Annotated in this window: 26 protein-coding genes, 4 tRNA genes and 1 pseudogene; 17 read left to right on the top strand and 14 right to left on the bottom strand. The window is 38.5% G+C overall.

Annotated elements, in window-relative coordinates; translation table 11 throughout:
* Positions 1 to 415: 415 nt before the first annotated feature.
* Positions 416 to 1,714 (top strand): FAD-dependent oxidoreductase, encoded by a 1,299-nt coding sequence (locus tag AC1M83_RS04710; protein ID WP_481590133.1) that lies wholly within the window; start codon positions 416 to 418, stop codon positions 1,712 to 1,714.
* Between the two features lie 8 nt (positions 1,715 to 1,722).
* Entirely contained in the window at positions 1,723 to 2,562 is an 840-nt protein-coding gene (locus AC1M83_RS04705) for an SAM-dependent methyltransferase (protein WP_481590132.1), read from the top strand.
* A gap of 49 nt (positions 2,563 to 2,611) precedes the next feature.
* Here the strand turns inward: AC1M83_RS04705 and AC1M83_RS04700 are convergent.
* The 3 genes from AC1M83_RS04700 to AC1M83_RS04690 form a co-directional block, all read right to left on the bottom strand.
* Positions 2,612 to 2,687: transfer RNA gene (locus tag AC1M83_RS04700), tRNA-Thr, on the bottom strand.
* 177 nt (positions 2,688 to 2,864) lie between these two features.
* Positions 2,865 to 3,092: a hypothetical protein gene (locus AC1M83_RS04695; RefSeq protein ID WP_035267585.1), complete on the bottom strand. Its 228-nt coding sequence runs from the start codon at positions 3,090 to 3,092 to the stop codon at positions 2,865 to 2,867.
* Positions 3,093 to 3,298: 206 nt separating this feature from the next.
* A tRNA-Ser gene (locus AC1M83_RS04690) sits at positions 3,299 to 3,389 on the bottom strand.
* A 123-nt stretch (positions 3,390 to 3,512) separates the two neighbouring features.
* Between AC1M83_RS04690 and AC1M83_RS04685 the strand changes: the two genes are divergently transcribed.
* Entirely contained in the window at positions 3,513 to 5,393 is a 1,881-nt protein-coding gene (locus AC1M83_RS04685; RefSeq protein WP_180028770.1) for a potassium transporter Kup, read from the top strand.
* A gap of 71 nt (positions 5,394 to 5,464) precedes the next feature.
* Here AC1M83_RS04685 and AC1M83_RS04680 read toward each other — a convergent pair whose 3' ends face one another.
* Positions 5,465 to 5,827 (bottom strand): hypothetical protein, encoded by a 363-nt coding sequence (locus AC1M83_RS04680; protein WP_481590131.1) that lies wholly within the window; start codon positions 5,825 to 5,827, stop codon positions 5,465 to 5,467.
* Positions 5,828 to 6,127: 300 nt separating this feature from the next.
* On the opposite strand from AC1M83_RS04680, the gene AC1M83_RS04675 reads away from it, so the two are divergent.
* Together AC1M83_RS04675 and AC1M83_RS04670 are read left to right on the top strand one after the other, a co-directional pair.
* Complete coding sequence (locus AC1M83_RS04675; protein WP_481590130.1) at positions 6,128 to 7,171, top strand: DNA/RNA non-specific endonuclease; 1,044 nt, start codon at positions 6,128 to 6,130, stop codon at positions 7,169 to 7,171.
* A gap of 72 nt (positions 7,172 to 7,243) precedes the next feature.
* Positions 7,244 to 7,489: a hypothetical protein gene (locus AC1M83_RS04670; protein WP_481590129.1), complete on the top strand. Its 246-nt coding sequence runs from the start codon at positions 7,244 to 7,246 to the stop codon at positions 7,487 to 7,489.
* Between the two features lie 42 nt (positions 7,490 to 7,531).
* Here AC1M83_RS04670 and AC1M83_RS04665 read toward each other — a convergent pair whose 3' ends face one another.
* On the bottom strand, positions 7,532 to 8,539 hold the full coding sequence (locus tag AC1M83_RS04665; RefSeq protein WP_481590128.1) for an AraC family transcriptional regulator: 1,008 nt from the start codon (positions 8,537 to 8,539) through the stop codon (positions 7,532 to 7,534).
* Positions 8,540 to 8,738: 199 nt separating this feature from the next.
* On the opposite strand from AC1M83_RS04665, the gene AC1M83_RS04660 reads away from it, so the two are divergent.
* Positions 8,739 to 9,374: a sterol desaturase family protein gene (locus AC1M83_RS04660; protein WP_180028773.1), complete on the top strand. Its 636-nt coding sequence runs from the start codon at positions 8,739 to 8,741 to the stop codon at positions 9,372 to 9,374.
* Positions 9,375 to 9,639: 265 nt separating this feature from the next.
* On the opposite strand, the gene hisF is transcribed toward AC1M83_RS04660, so the two are convergent.
* A complete protein-coding gene (hisF, locus tag AC1M83_RS04655; RefSeq protein ID WP_035267573.1) occupies positions 9,640 to 10,398 on the bottom strand; it encodes an imidazole glycerol phosphate synthase subunit HisF in 759 nt (252 codons plus the stop codon).
* Positions 10,399 to 10,512: 114 nt separating this feature from the next.
* Here hisF and AC1M83_RS04650 point away from each other — a divergent pair, with 114 nt between their 5' ends.
* From AC1M83_RS04650 to AC1M83_RS04635, 4 genes are read left to right on the top strand one after another with little or no spacing between them, the layout of a single operon-like run.
* Positions 10,513 to 11,463, top strand: coding sequence for a homoserine kinase (locus AC1M83_RS04650; RefSeq protein WP_481590127.1), 951 nt, complete (start codon positions 10,513 to 10,515; stop codon positions 11,461 to 11,463).
* A gap of 25 nt (positions 11,464 to 11,488) precedes the next feature.
* Positions 11,489 to 12,112, top strand: a complete 624-nt coding sequence (locus AC1M83_RS04645) for a DUF1294 domain-containing protein (protein ID WP_035267569.1) — start codon at positions 11,489 to 11,491, stop codon at positions 12,110 to 12,112.
* A 29-nt stretch (positions 12,113 to 12,141) separates the two neighbouring features.
* A complete protein-coding gene (locus tag AC1M83_RS04640) occupies positions 12,142 to 12,534 on the top strand; it encodes a DUF4870 family protein (RefSeq protein WP_035267567.1) in 393 nt (130 codons plus the stop codon).
* 26 nt (positions 12,535 to 12,560) lie between these two features.
* Positions 12,561 to 12,875, top strand: coding sequence for an antibiotic biosynthesis monooxygenase family protein (locus AC1M83_RS04635; protein ID WP_092766466.1), 315 nt, complete (start codon positions 12,561 to 12,563; stop codon positions 12,873 to 12,875).
* 2 nt (positions 12,876 to 12,877) lie between these two features.
* Here AC1M83_RS04635 and AC1M83_RS04630 read toward each other — a convergent pair whose 3' ends face one another.
* From AC1M83_RS04630 to AC1M83_RS04620, 3 genes are all read right to left on the bottom strand, one after another.
* Positions 12,878 to 13,765, bottom strand: a complete 888-nt coding sequence (locus AC1M83_RS04630) for a DMT family transporter (protein ID WP_035267563.1) — start codon at positions 13,763 to 13,765, stop codon at positions 12,878 to 12,880.
* Positions 13,766 to 13,818: 53 nt separating this feature from the next.
* Positions 13,819 to 14,550 (bottom strand): 1-(5-phosphoribosyl)-5-[(5-phosphoribosylamino)methylideneamino]imidazole-4-carboxamide isomerase, encoded by a 732-nt coding sequence (gene hisA, locus AC1M83_RS04625; protein WP_035267561.1) that lies wholly within the window; start codon positions 14,548 to 14,550, stop codon positions 13,819 to 13,821.
* Positions 14,551 to 14,679: 129 nt separating this feature from the next.
* Positions 14,680 to 15,441, bottom strand: a complete 762-nt coding sequence (locus AC1M83_RS04620) for a hypothetical protein (protein WP_051586572.1) — start codon at positions 15,439 to 15,441, stop codon at positions 14,680 to 14,682.
* Positions 15,442 to 16,021: 580 nt separating this feature from the next.
* Between AC1M83_RS04620 and AC1M83_RS04615 the strand changes: the two genes are divergently transcribed.
* Positions 16,022 to 16,426 carry a helix-turn-helix domain-containing protein gene (locus AC1M83_RS04615; RefSeq protein WP_035267606.1) on the top strand — a complete coding sequence of 135 codons (405 nt, stop codon included), beginning with the start codon at positions 16,022 to 16,024 and terminating at the stop codon, positions 16,424 to 16,426.
* A 50-nt stretch (positions 16,427 to 16,476) separates the two neighbouring features.
* On the opposite strand, the gene hisH is transcribed toward AC1M83_RS04615, so the two are convergent.
* Entirely contained in the window at positions 16,477 to 17,094 is a 618-nt protein-coding gene (gene hisH / locus AC1M83_RS04610; protein WP_035267559.1) for an imidazole glycerol phosphate synthase subunit HisH, read from the bottom strand.
* Positions 17,094 to 17,687, bottom strand: a complete 594-nt coding sequence (gene hisB, locus AC1M83_RS04605) for an imidazoleglycerol-phosphate dehydratase HisB (protein ID WP_035267557.1) — start codon at positions 17,685 to 17,687, stop codon at positions 17,094 to 17,096. The genes hisH and hisB overlap by 1 nt, the downstream gene beginning before the upstream one ends.
* A gap of 93 nt (positions 17,688 to 17,780) precedes the next feature.
* Between hisB and AC1M83_RS04600 the strand changes: the two genes are divergently transcribed.
* The 4 genes and pseudogenes from AC1M83_RS04600 (at position 17,781) to AC1M83_RS04585 (ending at position 19,573) form a co-directional block, all read left to right on the top strand.
* Complete coding sequence (locus AC1M83_RS04600) at positions 17,781 to 18,158, top strand: GNAT family N-acetyltransferase (RefSeq protein ID WP_035267556.1); 378 nt, start codon at positions 17,781 to 17,783, stop codon at positions 18,156 to 18,158.
* 172 nt (positions 18,159 to 18,330) lie between these two features.
* Positions 18,331 to 18,406: transfer RNA gene (locus tag AC1M83_RS04595), tRNA-Phe, on the top strand.
* 135 nt (positions 18,407 to 18,541) lie between these two features.
* Positions 18,542 to 18,617 (top strand) — tRNA-Phe (locus AC1M83_RS04590).
* 133 nt (positions 18,618 to 18,750) lie between these two features.
* Positions 18,751 to 19,573: pseudogene (locus AC1M83_RS04585) on the top strand (class I SAM-dependent methyltransferase).
* A gap of 6 nt (positions 19,574 to 19,579) precedes the next feature.
* On the opposite strand, the gene AC1M83_RS04580 reads toward AC1M83_RS04585, so the two are convergent.
* Positions 19,580 to 20,002, bottom strand: a complete 423-nt coding sequence (locus tag AC1M83_RS04580) for a GNAT family acetyltransferase (RefSeq protein ID WP_179999046.1) — start codon at positions 20,000 to 20,002, stop codon at positions 19,580 to 19,582.
* A 214-nt stretch (positions 20,003 to 20,216) separates the two neighbouring features.
* On the opposite strand from AC1M83_RS04580, the gene AC1M83_RS04575 reads away from it, so the two are divergent.
* On the top strand, positions 20,217 to 20,741 hold the full coding sequence (locus AC1M83_RS04575; protein WP_481590126.1) for a hypothetical protein: 525 nt from the start codon (positions 20,217 to 20,219) through the stop codon (positions 20,739 to 20,741).
* A gap of 125 nt (positions 20,742 to 20,866) precedes the next feature.
* Here AC1M83_RS04575 and AC1M83_RS04570 read toward each other — a convergent pair whose 3' ends face one another.
* Positions 20,867 to 21,136: an oxidative damage protection protein gene (locus AC1M83_RS04570; protein ID WP_035267550.1), complete on the bottom strand. Its 270-nt coding sequence runs from the start codon at positions 21,134 to 21,136 to the stop codon at positions 20,867 to 20,869.
* A gap of 28 nt (positions 21,137 to 21,164) precedes the next feature.
* A complete protein-coding gene (gene argH / locus AC1M83_RS04565; RefSeq protein WP_180028782.1) occupies positions 21,165 to 22,595 on the bottom strand; it encodes an argininosuccinate lyase in 1,431 nt (476 codons plus the stop codon).
* Here argH and AC1M83_RS04560 point away from each other — a divergent pair.
* Complete coding sequence (locus AC1M83_RS04560) at positions 22,586 to 23,740, top strand: sensor histidine kinase (RefSeq protein ID WP_180028783.1); 1,155 nt, start codon at positions 22,586 to 22,588, stop codon at positions 23,738 to 23,740. The two genes, argH and AC1M83_RS04560, sit on opposite strands and share 10 nt — an antisense overlap.
* The last annotated feature ends 30 nt before the right edge of the window (positions 23,741 to 23,770 follow it).

Genomic DNA, 23,770 nt, shown 5'->3' with positions numbered 1-23,770 from the left:
TTTTTTTGTAATCATCACTTTAAAAAAATAAAGGACCTCTATCCCACACAACAGAGGTCCTTATACGCTGTAATTTATATTTATTTTCTAGATCACATTCTATTTGTGTTTCTTATTAATGTGATGTAGTTCTCATTTTCAAAACAATGATAATGCATTTTTTTTAAGCTGTAAACTAAAAAATTAAATTATTGGTGAAAATATCTATTTTGTTTTTAAACATATTTTTTGATTTCTTAAAAAATACAAGTGTATTAAATATTTAGCGTATGACGAATAGTGTAGCAAGAATTTTACGCAAATTTATTTGATTAAAAATTAATCAAAAACAAATAAAATCTGGAAGTTTTTAATAGCAAGTTTCAAAGTGTTCTATCGCATAATTAAAAAAATTTTTAATGCTTGGATCATAATTTTGAAAATTGCAGTGATTGGAAGTGGTATGGCAGGGTTGGCAACTGCGAGAATTCTCAAGGATGCTGGTCACCAGATCACAGTTTTCGAGGCGCTTCCAGGGCGTGGTATGGATAGTTATAGTCTTGAGTATGAAGGTGGGATTATTGATTCGCCATTACGTGTCATGAATCCAATGCTCTGGAAAAATACATTGAGTCTTGCCACACATTTGGGTCTCAACACTTTTCCAGTACGTACCTATATGTCATGTAGCTGGTTATTTGAAGATAAAATCGAAACTTGGCTGACAACATCACGTTCACGCATAGGCAACTTTCCAATCATTAACAATCGAAAAGGATTAAAGCAATATGGCATCCGTTTAGTGAAAGGGATGTTACAACTTAGATCTGCATTGAAGCAGTTTTTTAAATCTAAAAATCAAGATATCACTTTAGATGAGTTCGTTAAATATAACCAAATAGAAGAAGTATTTTGGAATGGGGCAGTCATGCCTGTCCTATTTACCATTTGTACATGTGATGCAAAAACCATTGGTGAATGGCCAGCGAAACCATTGTTGATTTTCTTACGCCAACTGACGGATGGAGATGCACTTCTTCGAATTCAAGGTGGGACTCCAGCTTTCGTTGATAAATTGCTGGAAGATATCGATTTAAGAAGTGGGCAGCCTATTACTCGTGTACAAGAGCAGGATGATTTAGTCTATGTGGAAAATGAAGCAGGTGAATCTGACTTATTTGATCGTGTGATAGTCGCGACACCAACAACAAAAGTTCATGAGTTTTTAGATGCTGAACAGTTTGCGGATGATATTGCACTTCTCAAACAATTTAAGTTTGTTGATGGTGAATTGGTCATTCATACTGATTCAGTGGTAATGCCTGTGAAGCGTAAAGATTGGTGCGTATTGAGTTATATGATGGATCGTAAATTTACTAAACAGCATTTCACTGTTTGGCTGAATTCGATTGAGCCAACATTAGTGGGTAAATCTCCTGTTTTTCAAACTTGGAATCCAGTAATTGAGATTGATCCTAAAAAAGTAATACATAAAGTGAAACTCACTAGAGCTGTTGTAGACCGACATACTCTACCACTAACGCATGAGTTGAATGCTCGTCACCAACAACAAGGTCGTAAAGTATTTTATTGTGGCTCTTGGTCATGTGATGGATTACCAATTTTGGAGTCAGCGGTGACTTCAGCAATGGATATAGCAAAATTACTCGATGCGCCGTTACCATTTTTAGGTTTAAAGCCTAAGGTACAGGTTGCACCAGAGTTAGGATATTAAGGGATTGAATGAAGAAGCTCCAAGCATGGATGAAAGCCCCTCGACATAAATATGCGATCAATGCAGCTTTATTGGGGGATTACCGTAATTGTGCTTGGAGTAATTTAGGTCTGTGGAAAACTGACCAGCTGAATTATCCACAAGCCTGCGAGTTACTCGCAATAACCCTTGCTCAATCTATTGATTTAAATTCAAAAGATAAATTAATTGATTTAGGTTGTGGACAAGGTGCTAGCCTAATTTTATGGAAAGAAAAATTTCAAATCGAATACTTGGAAGGAATTGAATTACAACAATATTATGTAAATCATACGCGTAAGTTTTTACCTCATGTCAATCGGATCTCGCAGGGAACATTTTTAAATTTAGAATCTAGATCATTTGAATTTAAATTTGATGCGGCAATTTGCATCGATGCTGCTTATCACAGTAATTTGAATTTATTTCTTCGTTCTGTAGATGGTATTTTGAATTCAAAAGGACGCTTAGCATTTCATTATCTTGCTTTGAATTCAAAGTTCTATACTTTGAGTCCTCTAGCGCAATTGAAAGTTAAATTATTATTAAAAGCAGCTGACGTTCAACTGAACCATTTGCACTCATTCGATGAAACACAATCAATCTTAGTGCAAACGGGTTTTAGAGATATACATATTCAAGATTTGAGTCACGAGGTATTTGCAGGATTTGCAACGTATATTCAGAGTGATATTTTTAAAAATAACATCCAAGCTCATTCGTATCACGTTTTAGATTTGGCAAAAATTAAGATGACAGCAAAGTTGTGTGCGAAACTTTATCAAGAGGGAATCGTACGATATGTACAAGTGAGTGCAAGTAAAAAATAAATCATCAAAAACAACAAAGCCTCACTAAAAAGCGAGGCTAAGTATAAAATGGTGCCGGCACACGGATTCGAACTGTGGACCTACTGATTACAAGTCAGTTGCTCTACCAACTGAGCTATGCCGGCAACGTGGAGAGAATAATAGCGTTTTTTCACTAAAACGCAAGTCAAAAATTAATCGATTAATTAAAATTGAGCAGGATGAATTGTTTTTGCTTTATTTTTGATCGTCTTTTCTCCTCATTTTATAGTGATGCCCGTCGTAGCGTGTACAGGCATCTTGAGAGAATTTTATAGGATCAGCTATTTGTTTTTTAGAATACGATCAAGGTCTTGTGCACACTCTTCAAGAGTATAAGCCATATCAAATTGCATTTGAGGTTTTAACTCTTGTGCTAATTTTCTCCATTGCTCAATTAATCTTAGCGCTTTTTGAATTTTGTGTTTATTCACATCTTTAGCGATAGTGGGTGTGTAGCCACCACGTTTTGCGTTTTTAATTTGTTTTACATAGTTGGCGCTGTTATTCATATTATCTCCGGAATAGCAGGTTCTCTATTTTATAGGTGTGCAAAAATCATCTATTTGAATAACGTTGTTAGGTTGTTCAGCTCCTTAAGTATTGTTTTTATTAACTTAACATGATGTTGATGACAGTAAAATGAAGCGAGATACGTGCCAAAAGCGAAGTTTTAGGCGAAAAAAAACCGAATCTCATGATTCGGTTTTTTAAATTCTGGCGGTGAAAGAGGGATTCGAACCCTCGATACGCTATTAACGTATACACACTTTCCAGGCGTGCTCCTTCAGCCACTCGGACACTTCACCAAGGCGTGCGATGATAACTAAAAAAAAAGCAGATGCCAAGTTGAAACAATTGATTTAAAGAAAAAGTTTTTAGCCAGTGATATGATTGCCGAAAAATTCTGTCGAATGCATGAAGACTAAAATATGCAAAGCACTGCAAAAAAAGCCGCACTTCCTGCGGTAACATTGGCAGCATTAGGGGTGGTGTTTGGTGACATTGGAACCAGTCCTCTGTATGCATTGCGTCAATGCTTCCTTACGGCTCATATTGCAATTACTGAGGCAACCGTTCTGGGCATTTTGTCGCTCATTTTCTGGTGCATGATGCTCACCATCAGCTTTAAATATGTCTCAGTCATTATGAAGGCAGATAACAATGGTGAAGGCGGTATTATGTCGCTTCTTGCCTTAAATCTACGTTCAACTCGTATTGCAGATCAGCGCAAAATTTATCTCATTGCCTTGGGCTTTATCGGTGCATCACTGTTTTTTGGTGATGGCATTATTACCCCAGCAATTTCTATTTTATCTGCGATTGAAGGTTTAAGTATTGCGACTCCGATGTTTAATCAATGGTTATTACCATTGGCCGTCGGTATTTTAACAGCACTGTTTTTAATTCAGCGCCACGGCACGGCGACCATGGGTAAGTTCTTTGGACCAATCACATTATTGTGGTTTGCATCTATTGGACTATTAGGCTTATGGAGTGTTATGCAAACACCGTTCGTGTTGGCAATGATCAGTCCGCACTGGGCGTTTGGCTTTATCATCAACCAACCTTTTGTTGCATTCCTCACGATGGGTGCCGTCATTTTAACGATGACGGGTGGTGAAGCACTATATGCAGATATGGGACATTTTGGTCGCATGCCCATTAAGCTTGCTTGGTTTGTGATTGTATTGCCAAGTCTAGTTTTTAACTATGCGGGTCAAGGTGCTCTACTTTTACGAGACCCAAATGCAATTGAGAACCCATTTTACCTGTTGGTCCCTGATTGGGCTTTATTTCCAATGATTGGTCTTGCAACCGCTGCTGCTGTGATTGCCTCACAAGCGGTGATTACGGGTGTATTCTCAATGGTCAATCAAGCGATCCAATTACGCTATTTACCGCGTTTAACCGTGCAACACACCTCTGATATTGAACAAGGACAAATCTATGTCCCATTCATCAACTGGGTATTATTTATTTCAGTCATTATTCTCATTTTATTATTTGAAAATAGTGCGAATCTTGCCAGTGCCTATGGTGTAGCAGTGACCATGACTATGCTGTGTGGTACGATTTTAATTTCGATTTTAGCTTATGGCGTTTGGCGCTGGCCTGTTTGGAAAGTAGCCCTTTTTGCTGTGCCTTTATTGATCATTGACCTCATTTTTGTTGCTTCGACTTCTTTAAAAATTGTTGGTGGTGGATGGGTGCCGATCTTGATAGGTGCAATTGTATTTACCGTTTTAATGACGTGGAAAGATGGCCGTCAAATCGTACTTAATAAGCTTGAGTCTGATGCGTTACCTATTGATCTCTTTATTCAAAGTGTCAAGATGAGTGATGAAACGCTGATCGTTCCTGGGGATGCAATTTTCCTCACAGGAACACCTAATATCGTTCCACATGCGATGTTGCACAATATTAAGCATAATAAGGTTCTACACGAACGTAATATGATGATTACGGTCATTACTAAAGATGTACCATATGTACCTGATATTGAGAGAATTCGTGTAGAAAAGATGGATAATCGATTCTTTAGGATTTTTGTATATTATGGGTTTAAAGACCAACCCAACATTCCAGTTGCGCTGAAAGCGGCATATAAGCAGTTAAATTTTGAATTTGATATGATGCAAATTAGTTTCTTTATTTCACGTGATCGTCTGATTCATACCGTGGGAGAGGGAATGGCGCCATGGCGTGAAAAATTATTTATATCAATGCAGCGGAATACCAGTCCTGTGAGTGATTTCTATTTAATTCCACCAAATCGCGTGGTCGAAATGGGAAGCCAGATCGAAATCTGAGTAAGCGTTTGCTAAAATTTTGGATATAAAAAAACCGCCTCAAAGGCGGTTTTTTTATTAAGTCTAATACATTACTCAGCCGCTGGTGCTTCTACAGGCGCTTCTTCAGTTGCATTTACTTCAGGTTGAGCTGGAACTGCAGTTTGTGCTTGAGGAGCAGTTTCTTCTGCTTCAGCAGGTGGTAAGTTTCCAAGAGGCGCTTTCGCATCAGCAGGCGCTTGTGTTGTAGCACCTTCAGAAATAACTTTCATCTGACCATTAGCTAATACTTCTTGTAAAGTACCAGGCTGACCATTCACTGTTGTTACGACTTTAGCTTTAGAAAGGCTTTCCAAAGTTTCGCCAGCTTGAACTGGTGGCTCAGCAAATGCACTTGCACTTGCCAAAGATAAACCCATTACTAATGCTGTCAAAGAAGTATGTGCTAATTTCATAGTGTCCTCACTTTCAATTCTTTTAATTTACTAAATAACTTTTATAGCATCTCACAAGTAATTGATGTAATTCAATCAAATACACGTAAAACCTTAAAGAGTGTTAAAAAACTATTCTATAAAAACAACAATTTGTTACTTATTTTGAGTGATATTTGAACGGAATGCGAAGATCCTTTATTCACTTGAAAATTCACTTGATGTACTTCAAATTCATAGCTTGTTAAGCTGTGGCCGGTTTTGAATAAAGCCCACGCATTGGGCCAGAAGTTGAACACGGAATGAATAGGTAATCTGAGTTTGAATAATATTGTGGTAAAAGCTGTATTAGGTATTGTTGCAGCAGGAAGCTTTGCAATTGCTTTCGGTCAAGAAAAGTTGTCTTCATATCTGCCCTTTTCAGGTTCGGTTAATAATACAGCTTGTCTAAATCAATTTTATCGCCAAGAGCCACCTTATTTAATCAAAGAGAGCTTAAATAAAGATCGCTACCCATTATGCTTTAATGGATTCACCACTATGTATTCTGGTGTCTCAAAAACACCATTATGGGTAGCTGAATATCTGAATCCAGATCGGCTGAACCAAAAAATAAAAAGAGAAGACAGTTTCCATGAGGAGACTCGTGTAGCAGAAAAGCATCGAGCATTATTATCAGATTATCGTGGGTCGGGATATGACCGTGGTCATATGGCTCCAAATGCTGATATGCCAAATAAAGCTGCACAGTACGACAGTTTTTCTTTAGCCAATATGGTTCCTCAAGCTCCGCAGAATAACCAACAAATCTGGCGAGAAATTGAGGAAGCGACACGTGCAATCGTTACGAAGCAGAAACATGATGTGTATGTGATTACCGGGCCTGTATATAGTGGCAAAAAACTGAAAACCATTGGACGCGGTGTTATTGTTCCAACAGCGGTGTTTAAAGCCGTATATATACCTAAAACAGGTGCTATTGGCGCATATTACGCTCCCAATAATAATTCACTACAGATGCAAGTGGTCAGTGTATGTCAGTTAGAAGAAGTGCTTGGCATGAATTTGTTTCCTCAACTTACATCTGAGCAAAAGCGTAATACTTATAAATTGCCATTAAAAGCCAATCAGGTCAAAGCCCAACAAGCCATAGAGTATTCGCACTGGGATGCCGAAAGCCAATGTGCAGTTGATATCTCAACAGATCAACTCAAAGCGCTACAAAAAGAGTTTAGTAGTCAAAGCGTACCTGTCAATACAACCGCAACGCATCAAGAGGCTAAGATCGATGAACAAGCACAAGAAGCAATCGTGAAAGAGTTGGTTCAAGCATTGTTGCAATATTTATTACAAATCCTTAAATAAAAAAGCTCGAATTCGCCCTGAAGATTCATTTATCTTCAGGGATTGATATTTATAAACTTAAAGAGATTTGCCATGTTTAAGCCTTTTGAAAATGGGACTGAGTCACATTCGATACATGACCTGACGCTTGAAAATGATCTTGATCGTGTGAGTATTTATGGCAACTTACAAATCACCAAAGATCAAGCCGGTTTAGCCGCTGTGAAAGCGTTAAAACAATATTTAGATGCAATGGTCATCTACTTAGAAGATCAAAAAAATTTAGCAGAAAAAATAGAAACGACGGCTGAGAATGAAATAGAAAATCCTTTCTTGTGATTCATCAATCTTCTTTAGACTGAAGACTTAAATTCACAATCATCAAGTGCGAATATGATGTTGAATACGCCACTGTTGGGGCGTCATCTTCATCCACTGACGAAATGCGCGTTGGAATGCACTTTGTTCAGAATAACTGAGCAATAACGAAATCTCATGTAAGCTGAGATAAGGATCTTGTAGATATTGAATCGCTAGAAGTTTGCGGACTTCTTGAACGCGCTGCTGATAGGTATCACCTTGATTTTGTAAATGGCGCTGAAGTTGTCTGACTGACATTCCCACTTGTTCTGCGACAGTTTGAATTTGATAATTGTGTCTTTGGATTCCAATCAGAATGGCTTGCTGTAACCGCTCATCGATTTGTGTGTTATTGGGGAGTCGACTTAACAAATCTTGAGCTTGCTGCATCAGGAGTTTTTGTAAAGTTTGATCAGCTTGTTTAATCGGTGCTTGTAGGAGCTGGCTTGGAAAAGTAAGCTTGACATGAGGCTGAGAGAATTTTACTTTGCTCTGAAAAAAACGCTCATAAATCGCAACATTTTTTGGTGCTGGAAAGCGAAAGTGAATTTCTTGAATATGTAAATGCTCAATACCCGCATAACGTTTTAGAAATTCAACCAATAATGCCATCGCAATTTCATCCGTGATTTGTGTCGACAAATGCATCGGCAAATCTTCCCAACGTACGCTAAATACGCCTTGCTCCAGATCGACGGCGAGAGGTGTACCATCATAAATTAAACGATGATATTCATGATAACGGGTGAGTGCTTCTGCTAGGTTATCGCATGATAAAGCGATATACGCGATAATGCCTAAATGTTGTGGTTTGACCCATTGAGCAATTTCTAACCCTAACGCAGGTTGTGGGTGTACTTCATAAATTTCATTTAATATTTCACGCCAAATGCTAAAGTCAAAGCGTTCGGCTTGCTGAATACTTGCCAATTTTGCAGAAATAGGGAGACCGTTCTCTTCACAATAATTATGTAAGAGATGTCCAAGTCCACCATGAACCGAGCCTGAATAATCCTTTATCTGCTGCATGTGATTAATACTTTTCTTGTTTTATCAATTGAAATCACGATGAGTTATTAAGCCTGTTTTTACAGTGCCATACAAGCGCTTTTTCTACCATACGACATTGAAAAATATGTCGTGATTTGTCAATGAAAATTTTATCTTGCGTCAATGGTTGAGAGCTTGAGTTAGATATATTGAAAGAAAAGAAACAGGGATTTTGAACATGATTAAAGGTTTTGTTGCAGGCTTAATCATTGCCAATGGATTTGAATGGGTCGCGCATAAATATGTTCTACATGGTGTACACCGTCCGGGTAAAGCGAGGTTTAGTCCTGTGCCTAAAAATATGGAATCTCATTGGGCACATCACCGTGAAGTTAGAACACAAGATTTCCATGATGAGGGTTATGTAGAGGGAATCTCAAATTGGCGAACAAAAAATGAAATCGTATCATTGGGGATTGTTGCTGCTGTATTTGGAACAGCATTTTATCCAATCTCGAAAGGCATGAGTTTATCCGTGCTTTATAGTGCTTGTAACTACTACTACACGCATCGCAGAGCTCACCTCGAACCTCATTGGGCAAAAAAGAAAATTCCTTGGCACTATGACCACCATATGAACGCCAATCAAGATGCAAATTGGTGTGTCACTAAGCCTTGGTTTGATTACATTTTAGGGACACGCGTCATTTCAACGCCAGATTTGAAGGAAGATAACCCTTTAGGGGTGCAGTTACCGTCTTTTATTTCAAAACGAGTCAATCATATTGTTGAACAATATTTCCCCGCAAAGTGGGTTGAGCAGAAAGCAGCGCGCTCCGATATTTCAAAAAAAGCTTTGGCTATAGTGGAGTAAGTCAGATTAGATATGGAATTGGCTGAATTGACATCTGGTTTGTCATGATTGGTCAATAAAATATGTAGCTTTTGTCAAGATTTCGTGCAGATCTGTCATTTATGATATGAGATGAATAAATCGGAGAATGAAAATCTGATGGTAGAACTCTCCAGTTTATCGCTTTGCATAACGAACCAAGCGCTGTTTTTTCTTGGTTTTTAGAGCCTTCGGGCTCTTTTTTTTGCAAAAAAAAGAGGCATTTGCCTCTTTTTTATGGGCCTGATTAAAGACGCATTTCAATGCCTTGTTCAGCTAAATATTGTTTTGCTTCCGGGATGGTGTGTTGACCAAAGTGGAAGATAGAGGCTGCAAGCACCGCATCAGCCCCCCCTTGTAAAATACCGTCTGCTAGATGTTGAAGATTACCCACACCGCCTGAAGCAATCGTTGGAATCGTTACACGATCATTAATTTGACGCATCAATGCTAAGTCATAACCAGCTTTTGTACCATCTGCATCCATTGACGTAATGAGCAATTCGCCTGCGCCGTATTCTGCCATTTTCACAGACCATTCAATCGCATCGATACCCGTTGGTTTGCGACCACCATGTGTGAAAATTTCCCACTTATTTTCACCCGTTTTTTTTGCATCAATCGCAACTACAATACATTGTGCACCAAAACGTTGAGAGGCTTCTTGAACGAATTCAGGATTAAAGACAGCAGCTGAGTTAATACTGACTTTGTCTGCACCAGCGTTAAGCAATAAACGAATATCTTCAACTTTACGAACACCGCCACCTACGGTCAGTGGTACAAATACAGTTTCAGCCATACGCTCAACCGTACGGTAAGTGGTGTCACGCCCATTAGATGTTGCAGTGATATCGAGAAAAGTAATCTCATCTGCACCTTGTTCGTTATAACGACGTGCTACTTCAACTGGGTCGCCTGCATCACGAATATCAAGGAATTGAACACCTTTTACAACTCGACCGTTATCTACGTCGAGGCAAGGAATAATACGTTTAGCAAGCATAATTTTTTCCAAAAATAACAGCCGATTATGAAACTTACAGACTTTGGTGCTACACCTTGGTAGTCGGAGCAGGTATTCTATCAAAATAATGTAAGTTTTTTCGCAGGTTTTTTTATGTCGGTTTATACCACTTTGACTTTAAAGGAAGTTCAGGATTTTGCTACGCCTTATGGATTAGAGGTGATTGACCTGATTCCGATTCAAGGAGGTATTCAAAATACGAACTATTTTCTAGTTTGTGCAGATCAAACCGAATTTGTTTTAACAATTTTTGAAGATATGGATGAGCAAGGCGCAGGTGAACTCGTCCCTGTACTTGCGCATCTGGGTCATGCAGGTCTGCCTGTGCCTGTACCTTTGAAACATTCAGGACGTTCGATTCAGATCTTAAAAAATAAACCTGCACAAATTGCGCCTAGAATGCGTGGCAAGCATCCTATGCCTTCATCACTTGAACAGGTTCAGTCCATTGCTATTGCACAGGCTCAAATACATGTGGCTCTCGATAACTTTCCCTTAGAGCGCGCAGAGTATCGTAATCATGATTATTGGTTAAGTGTGGCTCAGCAGCTTCGACCTACGTTAAATCCAGCCGATCAAGTATTATTAAATAGTTTGTTAGGTTTATATGACGCTCTTACCGCAATGTACCCTGATCGTCCACGAGGTTTTATCCATTCTGACCTATTTAGAGATAACACTTTATTTGAAGGGGCTACTTTAAAAGGGATACTCGATTTTTATGAGTTGAATAAAGATGAACTTTTGTTTGATATCGCCATTACGATGAATGATTTCTGTACGGAATATCCAAGTGTTCATTTGAATGAGGAAAAGGCCTTAGCATTCTTGGAGGCTTATCAAAGTGTACGTGAAATGACCAGTGATGAAAAATCATGTCTAGAACTCTATTTAGCGATGGCAGCTGGGCGTTTCTGGATGATGCGTTTGCTAGTGGCTCAAAAGAACAAAGAAATGGGGCGTGTTGGCGAGGATATTTTGCAAAAAAATCCTTTAGAAATGCGCAATATGCTGGTTGAACGATTAAAATTTGTAACAGCTTAAAAAATTTAAAAAATCTGGGGGAAATATGCGTGATCAAGGTCGTCTAGTTGAATGGTTTGATGAAAAAGGCTATGGATTTATTCAACCCAATGATTCATCCAAAGATCGCGTTTTCCTTCACATTAAAGATTTTGCCAAACCAGGCCCAAGACCGATTCCAGGTTGTGCTTTGGAGTATATCGTTCAATTGGATGGTCAAGGTCGATTTAAAGCGAAACAAGTAACATACTTAAAAGCGACTCAGGCAAAAAAAGTAAAAACGAAGCCGCGTCATTCACCAGTTACTCAACAAAAAATGCAACCGATGCAAGTGGCGATTATTGCTTATATCTTAACGCTTGCTACATTAGTCCTATTAGGGCTATTGAGTATGATGGTGGTGTTGGTCATTTTATTGATGAACCTGATCACCTATGGCTTATATGCACACGATAAAGCGGCGGCTCAACAGGGGAGTCAACGTGTACCAGAAAATACATTACATGTGGTTTCTCTATTAGGTGGATGGCCGAGTGCTTGGCTTGCTCAGCAACGCTTGCGTCATAAAACACAAAAACAACCATTTCGAAAAATTTATTTCTGTACTATAGCGTTTAATATACTGATTATTTTATGGATAATTTCACCATTTAATGGTTTGAAATTATAAAGCCTCAAAAAAATTAAAAAGGTGACTTTATGAATTATACAGCTGATCAAGATCCAAACCGCAGCTTAACGATTTTACTTTACATCCTGTATATCATCGCTATTTTTTCAGCAGGTATTTTGGCGGTTATTGCGCTAATTATTAACTATTGGAAACGATCAAAGGTACAGGGCTCAATTTTTGAAAGTCATTTTACTTGGCAAATTCGTACTTTTTGGTGGTATTTAATTTGGAATATCATCGCGTTCCTGCCGTTTTTGTTCTTATTCTTCACGGGTGACAATCCTAATGCCTTTGCTGGTGTAGCACTGGGTGCAACAACATTCTGTATCGCAGTGATTGGTTTGTCATGGGTTTGGATTGTTTATCGTGCGATCAAAGGAATTATTAAGGTCAATGATAACGAGCCAATGTATCAATAATTAAAACTCATGAATGAGGTGGTGTCATGATTATTGAGCATGTTCATTTAAATATCAAAATGAACCAGAGTGAGGCATTCGAAAATGCTTTTAAATTAGCTAAAGACATTATTTCACCAATGAAGGGGCTAAATGCGGTTCAGCTGATTAAAAATACGAATAATGAACATGCTTATATTTTACTGATTTACTGGGACAAACTTGAAGATCATACGGAAGGTTTTAGGCAGTCAGAGGCGTATTTAAAATGGAAGGAACTCTTGCATCCCTTTTATACGCCTATGCCTGAAGTGCAGTATTTTCAACCATGTATGATGTTAAAGCTAAAAGAGCCCCAATAAGCTTATTCTTTCTTCTTAAATTTTGGTCTCCACTCACTGGTAATTACACCGAGCACAACCAACACGCCACCTAAAATTGAGAGCATAGCTAAACGCTCACCTGCTAATCTCCCAATCAAAGCCGCCCAAACAGGTTCGCCAGAATAAATAATGGCAGCCTGTGAAGGATCAACCACGCGTTGAGCCCAGTTCATGACTAACTGAATGATTGCACTTGCAAGTCCTAAACCTACAATAATCGCAACGAAGATCCAGTTAAACTCAGGGAGTTGTGTTTCACCCACCAATGGTGCCATTAGAAAACAAATTAACGATGCAAAAATGAGTTGTAATATCGTCACTCGGCGTAAATTGACTCGAGGCGCAAAGTAACTAATGAGAATAATTTCAAGTGCAATCGCAATTGATCCTATCAAGGTAATGATCTGACCAAATTCAAGCCGAATAGCACCAAACCCATTGCCTGTTAAGAAAACTAAACCTACAAAGGCGAGTCCTGCCCCTATCCATGTCATGACATGTGGCCTTTTGTTAAAGAGCAACCACAATAAGATGGGAACCAACGGCACATAAAGTGCTGTCAAAAAGGCAGATTCGCTACTGGTGATGGTCTGTAAGCCAATGGTTTGCGTTCCATAGCCAATTGCAATCACTGTTCCAATGCAAAATCCTGCCCAAATATCTTTGGCACTAAAATTTTTACAATATTGAAGTGAGATGAGACCAACAGCCAGCGCAGCTGCTGCAAATCGAAAGGCAACGAAAAGCACTGGTGTGCTGAAGCTCAATCCATATTTGACTGTTATGAAACTGGCACCCCAAATCATCGTAATTGCAATGAGGGCAAGTTGTGGTGTTTTGGTTTTGAGGGTAGGAGATAAATTCAACATATTTTTTAAGTAAGAAAAAAGAGGTCCTAAGACCTCTTTAGAAACATGCGCTATTAGAGCGCTTGTTCATCAAGTAATAATTGAGCTTCACGAAGATTTAAAGTGCCTTCATAAATTGCACGACCAGTAATCGCACCTAAAATACCAGGCTGACCTTTTAAGTTGCGAACGTCGTCAAGATTGGTCACACCGCCTGAAGCGATCACAGGTAAACCTGAATAAGTCGCAAGATTAACTGTTTGTTCGATATTCACACCTTGCATCATGCCATCACGTGCAATATCGGTATACACGATACTAGATACTCCAGCATCTGCAAAGCGTTTAGCTAAATCAGTTGCTTTCACGTCAGTTACATTTGCCCAGCCGTCAGTTGCGACCATGCCATTGATCGCATCAATACCGACAATGATGTGGCCTGCGAATTTTCTACAAGCTTCCTCAACAAACTCAGGTTCTTTGACTGCTTTTGTACCAATAATGACGAATGATACACCTGCATCTAAGTAGTGTTCGATGGTTTCAAGAGAACGGATGCCACCACCAATTTGAATTGGCAGTTCAGGTTGTGCTTTTGCAATCGCTTCCACAACAGGTTTGTGAATAGGTGTACCAGCGAAAGCACCATTTAGATCAACTAAATGTAAACGGCGAGCGCCAGCGTCTACCCAATGTTGTGCTGTTGCCACAGGATCATCAGAGAAAACGGTATCGTCTTCCATACGACCTTGTTTTAAACGGACACATTTACCATCTTTAAGGTCAATTGCAGGGATAATCAGCATGCTTTCGCTCCTTGCCAGTATTCTGGAGTTTATTCGCAGCAATCTTAGCAAAGAAACATCAAATGAGCGAAGTAACAATGAAAAAAAACCGTCAGAACAATGTTGACGGTTTTTAATACGAACTTTGAATTAAATGTATGGTGTTGTATCTAAGTTAGAGATTAGATCAAAGCTAGTTGGTGTGATATTGGTTGGGATTGCACCTAAAGCATTTGTGATCTCTCCCGTGAATCCTACAAGATCACCCACGACAGGAATCGATGACAGAGCATCTGTTACAGGTGCTAAATCATCCAATAAGTTATCTAATGTTCCTGAGACATCTCCTAATGTTCCTGTGACACTGCCTAAAGGATCATCAATGAGACCAGTCACGAGATCAAGAGGTTTGGTACTTGCGACATAATCTCCCGTTTCACTCACGAATCCCAAAAGATTTGAAGAGGTTTCTCCGACAACATCTATGACAGCACCTAAACCTGGCACTTGGCTTAGCAGGTCGGTCACGGGATCGGCTAAACCAGCGACTTCACCTACAAGATTTGAAACATCTTTGATGGTTTGGCCTACAGTTGCAGTAGTGCCATTCAATGCAGTATTAATGCCCCCTAATAGATCTCCATTCGAAAAATCATCAGCGATAGCGTGTAAGCCTCCGCTTAAATTTCCTAGTAAATTATTTTCAAGATTGAGTACCGATTCCACTGTATCTCCGATCAGTGGCAATTCTGTTAACTTATCCGTTAATGGTTTGGTCAGCGTCCCTACTGTGTCAACAACGGTATCTACAACTGTCGTTACGGTTTCTAGAATAAAACCAACTGCTTTCGTAATTCCCTGTAAAGCAAGGCTTAGAACGCCACTGATTTTTCCAGTAAAAAGTTTAAACATGTGCAGATTGCTCCAAAATATATGTGGTTAGTGTTGGATCTTTGTTGTTTCAGCAAGTTCATAATTAACAAAGAAAAAAATTTCAGACAAATCGAAAAAAAACAATATAAGTGGAATAATTTTGAAGATATGCCGTAAAAACAGCAACTTAATACAACACAAGGGTGATGTTTAAAAATGTTAACAAAATCAATTATTTATTGTGGTTTAATTTGGTGCTTGATAGAATAAATGTACACTTATAATGCATGAATATTATCGAGTAGCATGGTGTAAATACCTAAAATGCCAACTTGTTCGATTCGTTGATTGATTTTGTGAATTTTGTGTATTTTTTTAATGATTAAAATTGGTGCTCATTGTCTTTACATAAGTTAACAATTAATCATTGGGTCAATTTATTTTTCTTTTTAATTCAAACTGAGTAATGAGAAAAATTAGATCACACTTTTATTTGTGAATTATCTATATTGAAAATAATTTCAATTTCATCTGATTTGTTTGGCAATATTAGACTCAACTGCATAGGCTTAATGTTAAATTGAAACTGCAGACAGTGAATAAGATTTGGACAGAAGCGATGGCAGTTCAAGAAGATGATTTATTTAGCGAAGGTGCTAAAAAACTTAGAAAATTGATCAAAGAGAAAAACATTAAACCGACTGATGTGGTGAATGCATTGGGAGTCTCTAAGGAAACGCTGTCGAAATGGGTGCAAGAGTCAACTCCTGCCAATGCTCAACATCTAGTTGAATTAGCGAAAGTACTGAGTGCTGCAGAACGATGGGTTTCAGACGCTAAAGATGGTAAAAAATCAGAAAGTTTTAAACAGTATCCTTTGAAGGATGAGTTGGCTTTAAAAGATGCAACGCCAGAACAATTAATTTCAGAACTTAAAAGTCGTTATGCTGCGCTGAATCTAAAAGCAGAAATTAAAGTAACTGTTGAGCCAATTGAAGGTGGCTTTGTCGTAAAAGATATTTAGAGTAAAGTCTGAAAAAAAGCTCACTGAAAACAGTGAGCTTTATTATGGCTTTAAATTTTCCACTCTACAAAATTTTTCAACAACTGTAAGCCAGCTGTATGACTTTTTTCTGGATGGAACTGAGTAGCAAACAAATTATCTTTATGGATTGCGGTGCAGAATTCCAAACCGTAGTTACATGTCGCAGCAATGATCTCAGATTGTTTCGGTTCAACATAGAAACTATGTACGAAATAGAAACGAGCATCTTGATCAATGTTGTTCCACATTGGATGGCTTGGATCTGCTTGGTGTACCTGATTCCAACCCATATGGGGAACTTTTAAACCTTCAATATCTGGAAAGCGTTTAACAGCACCATCAAAAATGCCTAATGCATCTGCACCACCATTTTCTTCAGAGTGTTGCAGCAGAGCTTGCATGCCGACACAAATCGCAAGGACAGGCTTGTTGAAAACGGCATTGCGTACAACCTCGTCAATGCCAGCCTCGTGCATACCTTGCATGCAATCACGCATTGCACCAACGCCTGGGAACACAATTTTATCTGCTTGAGCAATCAGCTTAGGATCATTGGTCACATCAACTGTTGCACCAACATGCTCAAGTGCTTTTGCTGCTGAGTGAAGATTTCCCATGCCATAATCAAGAAGGGCAATACGGGTCATTACAAAGTACCTTTGGTTGAAGCTACAGTATTTTCTGCACGTGGATCTACTTCACAAGCCATACGAAGTGCGCGTGCAAATGCTTTAAATACACTTTCAATTTGGTGATGGCTATTTTTACCTTTCAAATTGTCTATGTGGAGTGTCATTAATGCGTGATTCACAAAGCCTTGGAAAAACTCAGAGAATAGGTCGACATCAAAAGTACCAATGCGCGCGCGAGTAAATGGAATGTCCATCCATAAGCCAGGGCGGCCTGATAGGTCAACAACGACACGACTCAAGGACTCATCAAGTGGTGCATAGAAGTGACCATAGCGACGTAAACCTTTTTTGTCACCTAAAGCCTGTGCAAATGCCTGACCAAGGGTAATACCACAGTCTTCTACTGTATGGTGATCATCAATTTCTAAATCGCCGTCACAATGAATATCGATATCAAATAAACCATGACGCTTGATTTGGTCGATCATATGGTCTAAAAATGGAACACCTGTATTGAGGGTGCCTTGACCAGTACCATCAAGATTCACGCGAACACGAATTTTGGTTTCGTTTGTGTTTCTTACCACTTCACTGATACGTTGCGTCATAGACACGTTCCTCAAAAACGTTAAAAATGATGAATGTAGATTTTCGATGTCACGAAAGTGACAGCATATTAGATTGCTCAGGAGGGTTAATCAATGCCTATAACCGTACATGCAATAACTTCGCTTGATAATGTTGAAGTTCGTGAACAGCTTGAGCGCTTATATGACACCAGTCCAGAATTTAGTGACGGACAAGATGCCATTGAACAACTTGAGCAAAACTTAGCTCAGTATACCTTACTTTACACGGCAGAATTTAATACAAAGATCATTGGGGCCATTTGGTCAACTGGACAAGGTGAAAGTCGAACGCTTGAAAATATCGTAGTTCATCCGGCTAACCGTGGACGTGGTGTCGCAGAGCGCTTAGTGAGTGAAGCATGTCGAATGGAAGAAGAGAAAGGCGTTAATCATTTTGAGCCTGGATGTGGTGCAATACATCGTTGTTTAAGTAGTTTGGAAAAAATTTAAAACTATTGTTCGATTTTAAATATTAAAAGTCAGTCAATACTGGCTTTTTTTATTGGATTTGTATGTATTTACATCGAATAATCTAAATGTTGTTTTAAAAACATCCAGTTGTTTAAATATCCCAAAAACTTGCTTGACTATATCGAGATGAAACTGTTTAATACGCGACATCGGCGTGATAGCTCAGTTGGTAGAGCAACGGATTGAAAATCCGTGTGTCCCCAGTTCGATCCTGGGTCTCGCCACCATATTCTTTTAAGAATTTGTATTTTCAATCTCTGATCCCATCAGAGATTTTTTTTGGGTAAAATTTACTCGAACAAATAAAAAATGTATGATTTTTATTGACTATTGAGCTCAGTTACGGCTTAATACACCCCATCGGCGTGATAGCTCAGTTGGTAGAGCAACGGATTGAAAATCCGTGTGTCCCCAGTTCGATCCTGGGTCTCGCCACCATATTCGAAAAATCCTCAACATTGTTGAGGATTTTTTTTTGCTTATAAAAAAATACAAAATGAATCGAAGTCATTCATCATCCATTTTCTTTGATGTCCTAAGGTTGATTTCTCGATCAAATCCAAAATAAAAAATGAAAGACCTATTTTCTGATCAAAGTGAGCTTTATCAACAAGCCCGTCCAAGTTATCCATAAAGTGTGATTGACGAAATCTTAAAATATGTTCAGAACTATGAAATGGCTTGGGACTGCGGGGCAGGCTCAGGACAATTCACCCGCTTATTGGCTCCGCATTTTAATCAAGTCATTGCAATGGATTTGAGCGAAGGACAACTTCAGCAAGCCCCAGCAATAGATAATGTAATTTACCGAATTGAAAATGCTGAACATAGCAATTTTAAAGCACAATGTTTTGACCTGATTACAGTTGCCCAAGCCATTCATTGGTTTGACTTCGAGTTATTTTTTCAAGAGGTCTATCGAACACTGAAGCCCCAGGGTGTCTTTGCAGTGATTGGATATGGGTTTATTGAAGTGGAGAATGAGGAGCTTCAAAGCTGTATTGAAAAGCTATATCACCAAGTATTGAAAAGCTATATCACCAAGTATTGAAAAGCTATATCACCAAGTATTGAAAACATATTGGGAGAGTGAGCGTCACTATATTGATCTGAAATATCAAACGATTCCATTTCCTTTGGAAGAAATCCCGACCTGTGAGCAGCACATGCATTGTAAATGGCGGATTGATCAATTGATTGATTATTTAAATACATGGTCAGCTTTAAAGAAATATCTTAAACAAAATACGCAAGCCAATAATCAGGCGACACAAATCTTAAATCAGATGAGCCAATATGCCTTAACTTTGAATAATGATACCGGTCATAAATTTAATATTCGATTCCCAATATTTTTACGGATCGGTAAATTGATAAATGCTCCTGTTTTATAAAATTTCTTAATGGTCGTGAATGAGTCTTTTAGCAAGGCATACAACTTCTTTTTCGTCATATCCCAATTGTTCATAAAAGTTTTGAATATCAATAAATTCTTTTTGCACTAAAAGCTGAACTTCTGGACAACCAAGTGCAATCAATCTTTTTTCCAAATGTTGAATCAACGCTGTAGCAACACCATTCCGTTGATGATTGGGATGTACCGCGAGGTAATTGATCCACCCGCGATGACCGTCGTAACCACCCATTAATGTTGCGATAATGAACTGATCTTTCACAGCCACCAAGAATAAGTCATCTTTTTGTGCAGCCTTCCTAAAAATATCAATTTCCGGATTATTCCATGGTCGTGTTAGATCACATCTTTCCCAGAGTTGAATGATGTCTTCTAAGTCAGTCTCAATATAAGGACGAATGATAAACATGATGCGCTCAAATGGTGGTTATTTTTAATACAGAGATTAGCCTACTCTGATGAAATTGATAACTCATAATCATCTTATGTGTCTATTTTCTGCTTTACATTTATGCAGTCTTTTTTAGATAGGAAGATAAATATCAATAAAAAAGATTTGTCTGTGATGTAAATCTAATAATTCTTATTAAGTAAATGATATTTAAGATAAATGGTAGTTGTGTTTGGCTGAAATGTTTTTAAAGATGGCTTTTATTACGTTCAGTGAGAGCGATGGGGGAATGAGACAATTTAAGCAAGTTTTGTGGGGAATCTGTGCTTGGGGTCTTTCGAGTATGAGTTGGGCGGCACATACTAACAATGGGCGTTTTGAATTCCTGCCAGACGATCAGTTAAGTTTGGTCAATGCTTTAGGTATTGAGGAATCTCAAATTCGTGAAATTACATCTTTTAAATCTCAGGATTTAAACCATTTAGAAAATTTCGTGAGTGATAGAAAAAGGATTCATTATACAAAGGATGAAGAGCAACCTTTTAAAGCGCTTATGGACTTAACATCTATGAACTCTTTACAATTCAATGGACAGGTTTTGGAGCAGCGGTTTGATCTTCAAAATCGGCAGATTTACATTAAATTTGGCCCAATTCGTTTTGACCGAATGGAGATGCAGTTAAATATGGATGGAGTTTACCAATTAGGTCATATTTTAAATCCACCACAAGCACTTCTTTCGTCAGCTAAATTTTGACTCCATTGATATTTATTTGATGTCCCATAAAAAAAGAACCTCTATTACGGAGATTCTTTTTAGATTAAAGCCTACGCGGACTTCGTCCTTATCTTACGTAAAAAAGAAAAGCAGTGCTTTCTTTTTTACTCAGGCTTTAGGCCTTCAGCTTTTTCTAAAGTTTCATCATTGTTGAAGAACTTTTCACGTTGTTCTTCAAGAAATTTTTTTGCATCAGCTTCAAAGACATTTAAACGTTTTTCATTGATTAAAGTAGTTTGATGCTTCAACCATTCGCCCCATGCTTGCTTAGAAACACTATCAAATAGTTCCTGACCTTTAGGGCCAGGGAATGGTGCAAAATCCAAACCTTCCATTTCTTTTTGATACTTACGGCAAAATACTTGGCGAGACATATCAATACTCCAAAAATATAATCAGAAATTAAGCGTAAAGAGCTTCTAAACGCGCATGAGCACGCTCAATTGCTGCTTCAACTTGAGCAGGTGCTGTTCCACCGATGTGGTTACGTGCATTGACTGAAGCTTCTAAAGTTAATGCTTTTTCAAAGACGTCAGCTTGAATTAAATCAGAGAATTGTTGAAGTTGTTCAAGCGTAAGTTCTGATAAATCCTTACCTTCTTGTACGCCAAGCGCAACTGCTTTACCGACGATTTCATGTGCATCGCGGAATGCAACACCATTCTTCACTAAGTAATCAGCAAGGTCCGTTGCTGTTGAGAAACCACGCAGCGCAGCTTCGCGCATTTCAGGAATATTTGGAACAAGCGCAGGAATCATGTCTGCGAAAGCCATTAAAGAGCCACGAACCGTATCAATAGCATCAAATAATGGTTCTTTATCTTCTTGGTTGTCTTTGTTATATGCCAAAGGTTGACCTTTCATGAGAGTAAGTAGACTCATTAAGTCACCATATACACGGCCTGTTTTACCACGAACAAGTTCAGGTACATCAGGATTTTTCTTCTGAGGCATGATTGAAGAGCCTGTGCAGAAGCGGTCAGGAATATTCACAAACTTGAATTGTGCAGATGTCCAAAGAATTAATTCTTCAGACATACGAGATAAGTGCATCATGATGAGTGATGCCGCAGCATTAAACTCAATACCAAAATCACGATCAGATACAGCATCTAATGAGTTTTCTGCAACTGCTTCAAACCCTAAAAGTTCTGCTGTATAAGCACGATCGATTGGATAAGTGGTACCTGCAAGCGCAGCAGAACCTAAAGGCATGCGATTAACGCGTTTACGGCAGTCAATCAGACGTTCTGAGTCACGTACCAGCATTTCAAACCATGCCATTAAATGATGTCCAAACGTCACAGGTTGTGCAGTTTGAAGATGTGTAAAGCCAGGCATGATTGTATTTGTATTTTTAGCAGCCAAGCCTAGAATGCCTTTTTGCAGTTTGTGTAATAACGCTAAGATGGCATCAATTTCATCACGTACATACAAGCGAATATCCGTTGCTACTTGGTCATTACGGCTACGACCTGTATGTAATTTCTTACCTGTAATCCCAATGCGTTGTGTTAATCGAGATTCAATGTTCATGTGAACATCTTCTAAATCAATACGCCATTCGAAGTTGCCAGCTTCAATGTCCGCTTTAATTGCGGTTAAGCCTGCGATGATGTCATCACGCTCTTGTTCAGTGAGTACACCGACTTTTGCCAACATCGTTGCATGTGCGATTGAACCTGCAATATCTTGTTTATAAAAGCGTTGGTCAAATTGAACAGATGCTGTAAATTCAGCGACAAAGGCATCAGTTGCTTCGGAAAAACGACCGCCCCACATACCTGAAGTTTGGGCTTGTGACGGATTAGAGGAATTAGAAGATGTGGTCATGTCGGCTCAGTAAAAGAAAAAGCAGTAATTTTGCATCCAGTATAACAAATTCAAATCAAGATGCCGAAGTCTTGCCTATGGATAATTCTTCAAAAGATAAACAAGAATTTATTGATGCGAATTTCTTTGTACGTATTGGGCAGTGGCAATATTTTGCAGAGCTGTTTATTGCCAGTATTTTTTTGGCGTTGTTGCTGTGCCTAGCAGAGTCACAGTCTTGGTCAAATTTGCAGACATCACAGGTGATCAAGTATGTGCTTTACATCAATTGGGTGGTATTGGTCTTTATCGCCGTAATTGATTTGTTTAGGGAGTTTTGGCAAAAATTAACAACTTGGCAGTCTGCAATTTATACATTCGTACTATTAGAACTCATTATCCTATTCACTACTTGTAGTTTGAATTTTCTGTTTTTTTGGGGAAGTAACTTTTCTTTACAAAAATTTTCATGGTTACTTTTATTTGATCATGTGATTTTACATATGAGCTATGGCGTATTGTTGATCACTTTTTGTTTACGATATATCTATGTTCGGGGTGAGTGGTTAAAGCAGCAACAAGGTGAATTGAATGCTCGAATTCAAGCCATGCAAGCAAGAATACATCCACACTTTCTTTTTAATAGTTTAAATAGTGTGGTGAGTCTGATTGGGAGTGATCCAGATAAAGCAGAGCAAATGCTCATCGATCTTTCAAGGTTGTTTAGAGCAAGCTTTCAAGAGCTTAAAATTGTCACATTAAAAGAAGAAATCCAATTGTGTGAACATTATTTGGCGGTTGAAAAGCTAAGGTTGGGTTCGAGATTAAATGTGGAATGGAATATCTTGCAACCAGAGCAGTTGGGCCAAGCAAGTATCCCTTTTTTAACTTTACAGCCTTTAATTGAGAATAGTATCTTTCATGGGGTGGAGAAAAAGTTAATTGATGCAAAGATTGTCATATTGGTTGAAATATTACAAAATCAGGTCACTATAGTCATTACTAACCCTTATATAGCCGATAAAATGGCCAATAGGGAGGGGAATGGTATTGCGATAGAAAACGTGAAACAGCGTTTGAAAGCACACTATGGGTATACGGTACAGTTTAGGAGTCATGCAGGTAATGGAATTTACACGACTGTAGTCCAGTACCAATATAAATAAAATCAAGTTAATACATTAAAATAAGCAACG

Source organism: Acinetobacter sp. 25-47-130 (assembly GCF_056779705.1).
The sequence above is the reverse complement of the archived record's forward strand: the minus strand, read 5'-3'. Positions and strand labels throughout refer to the sequence as shown.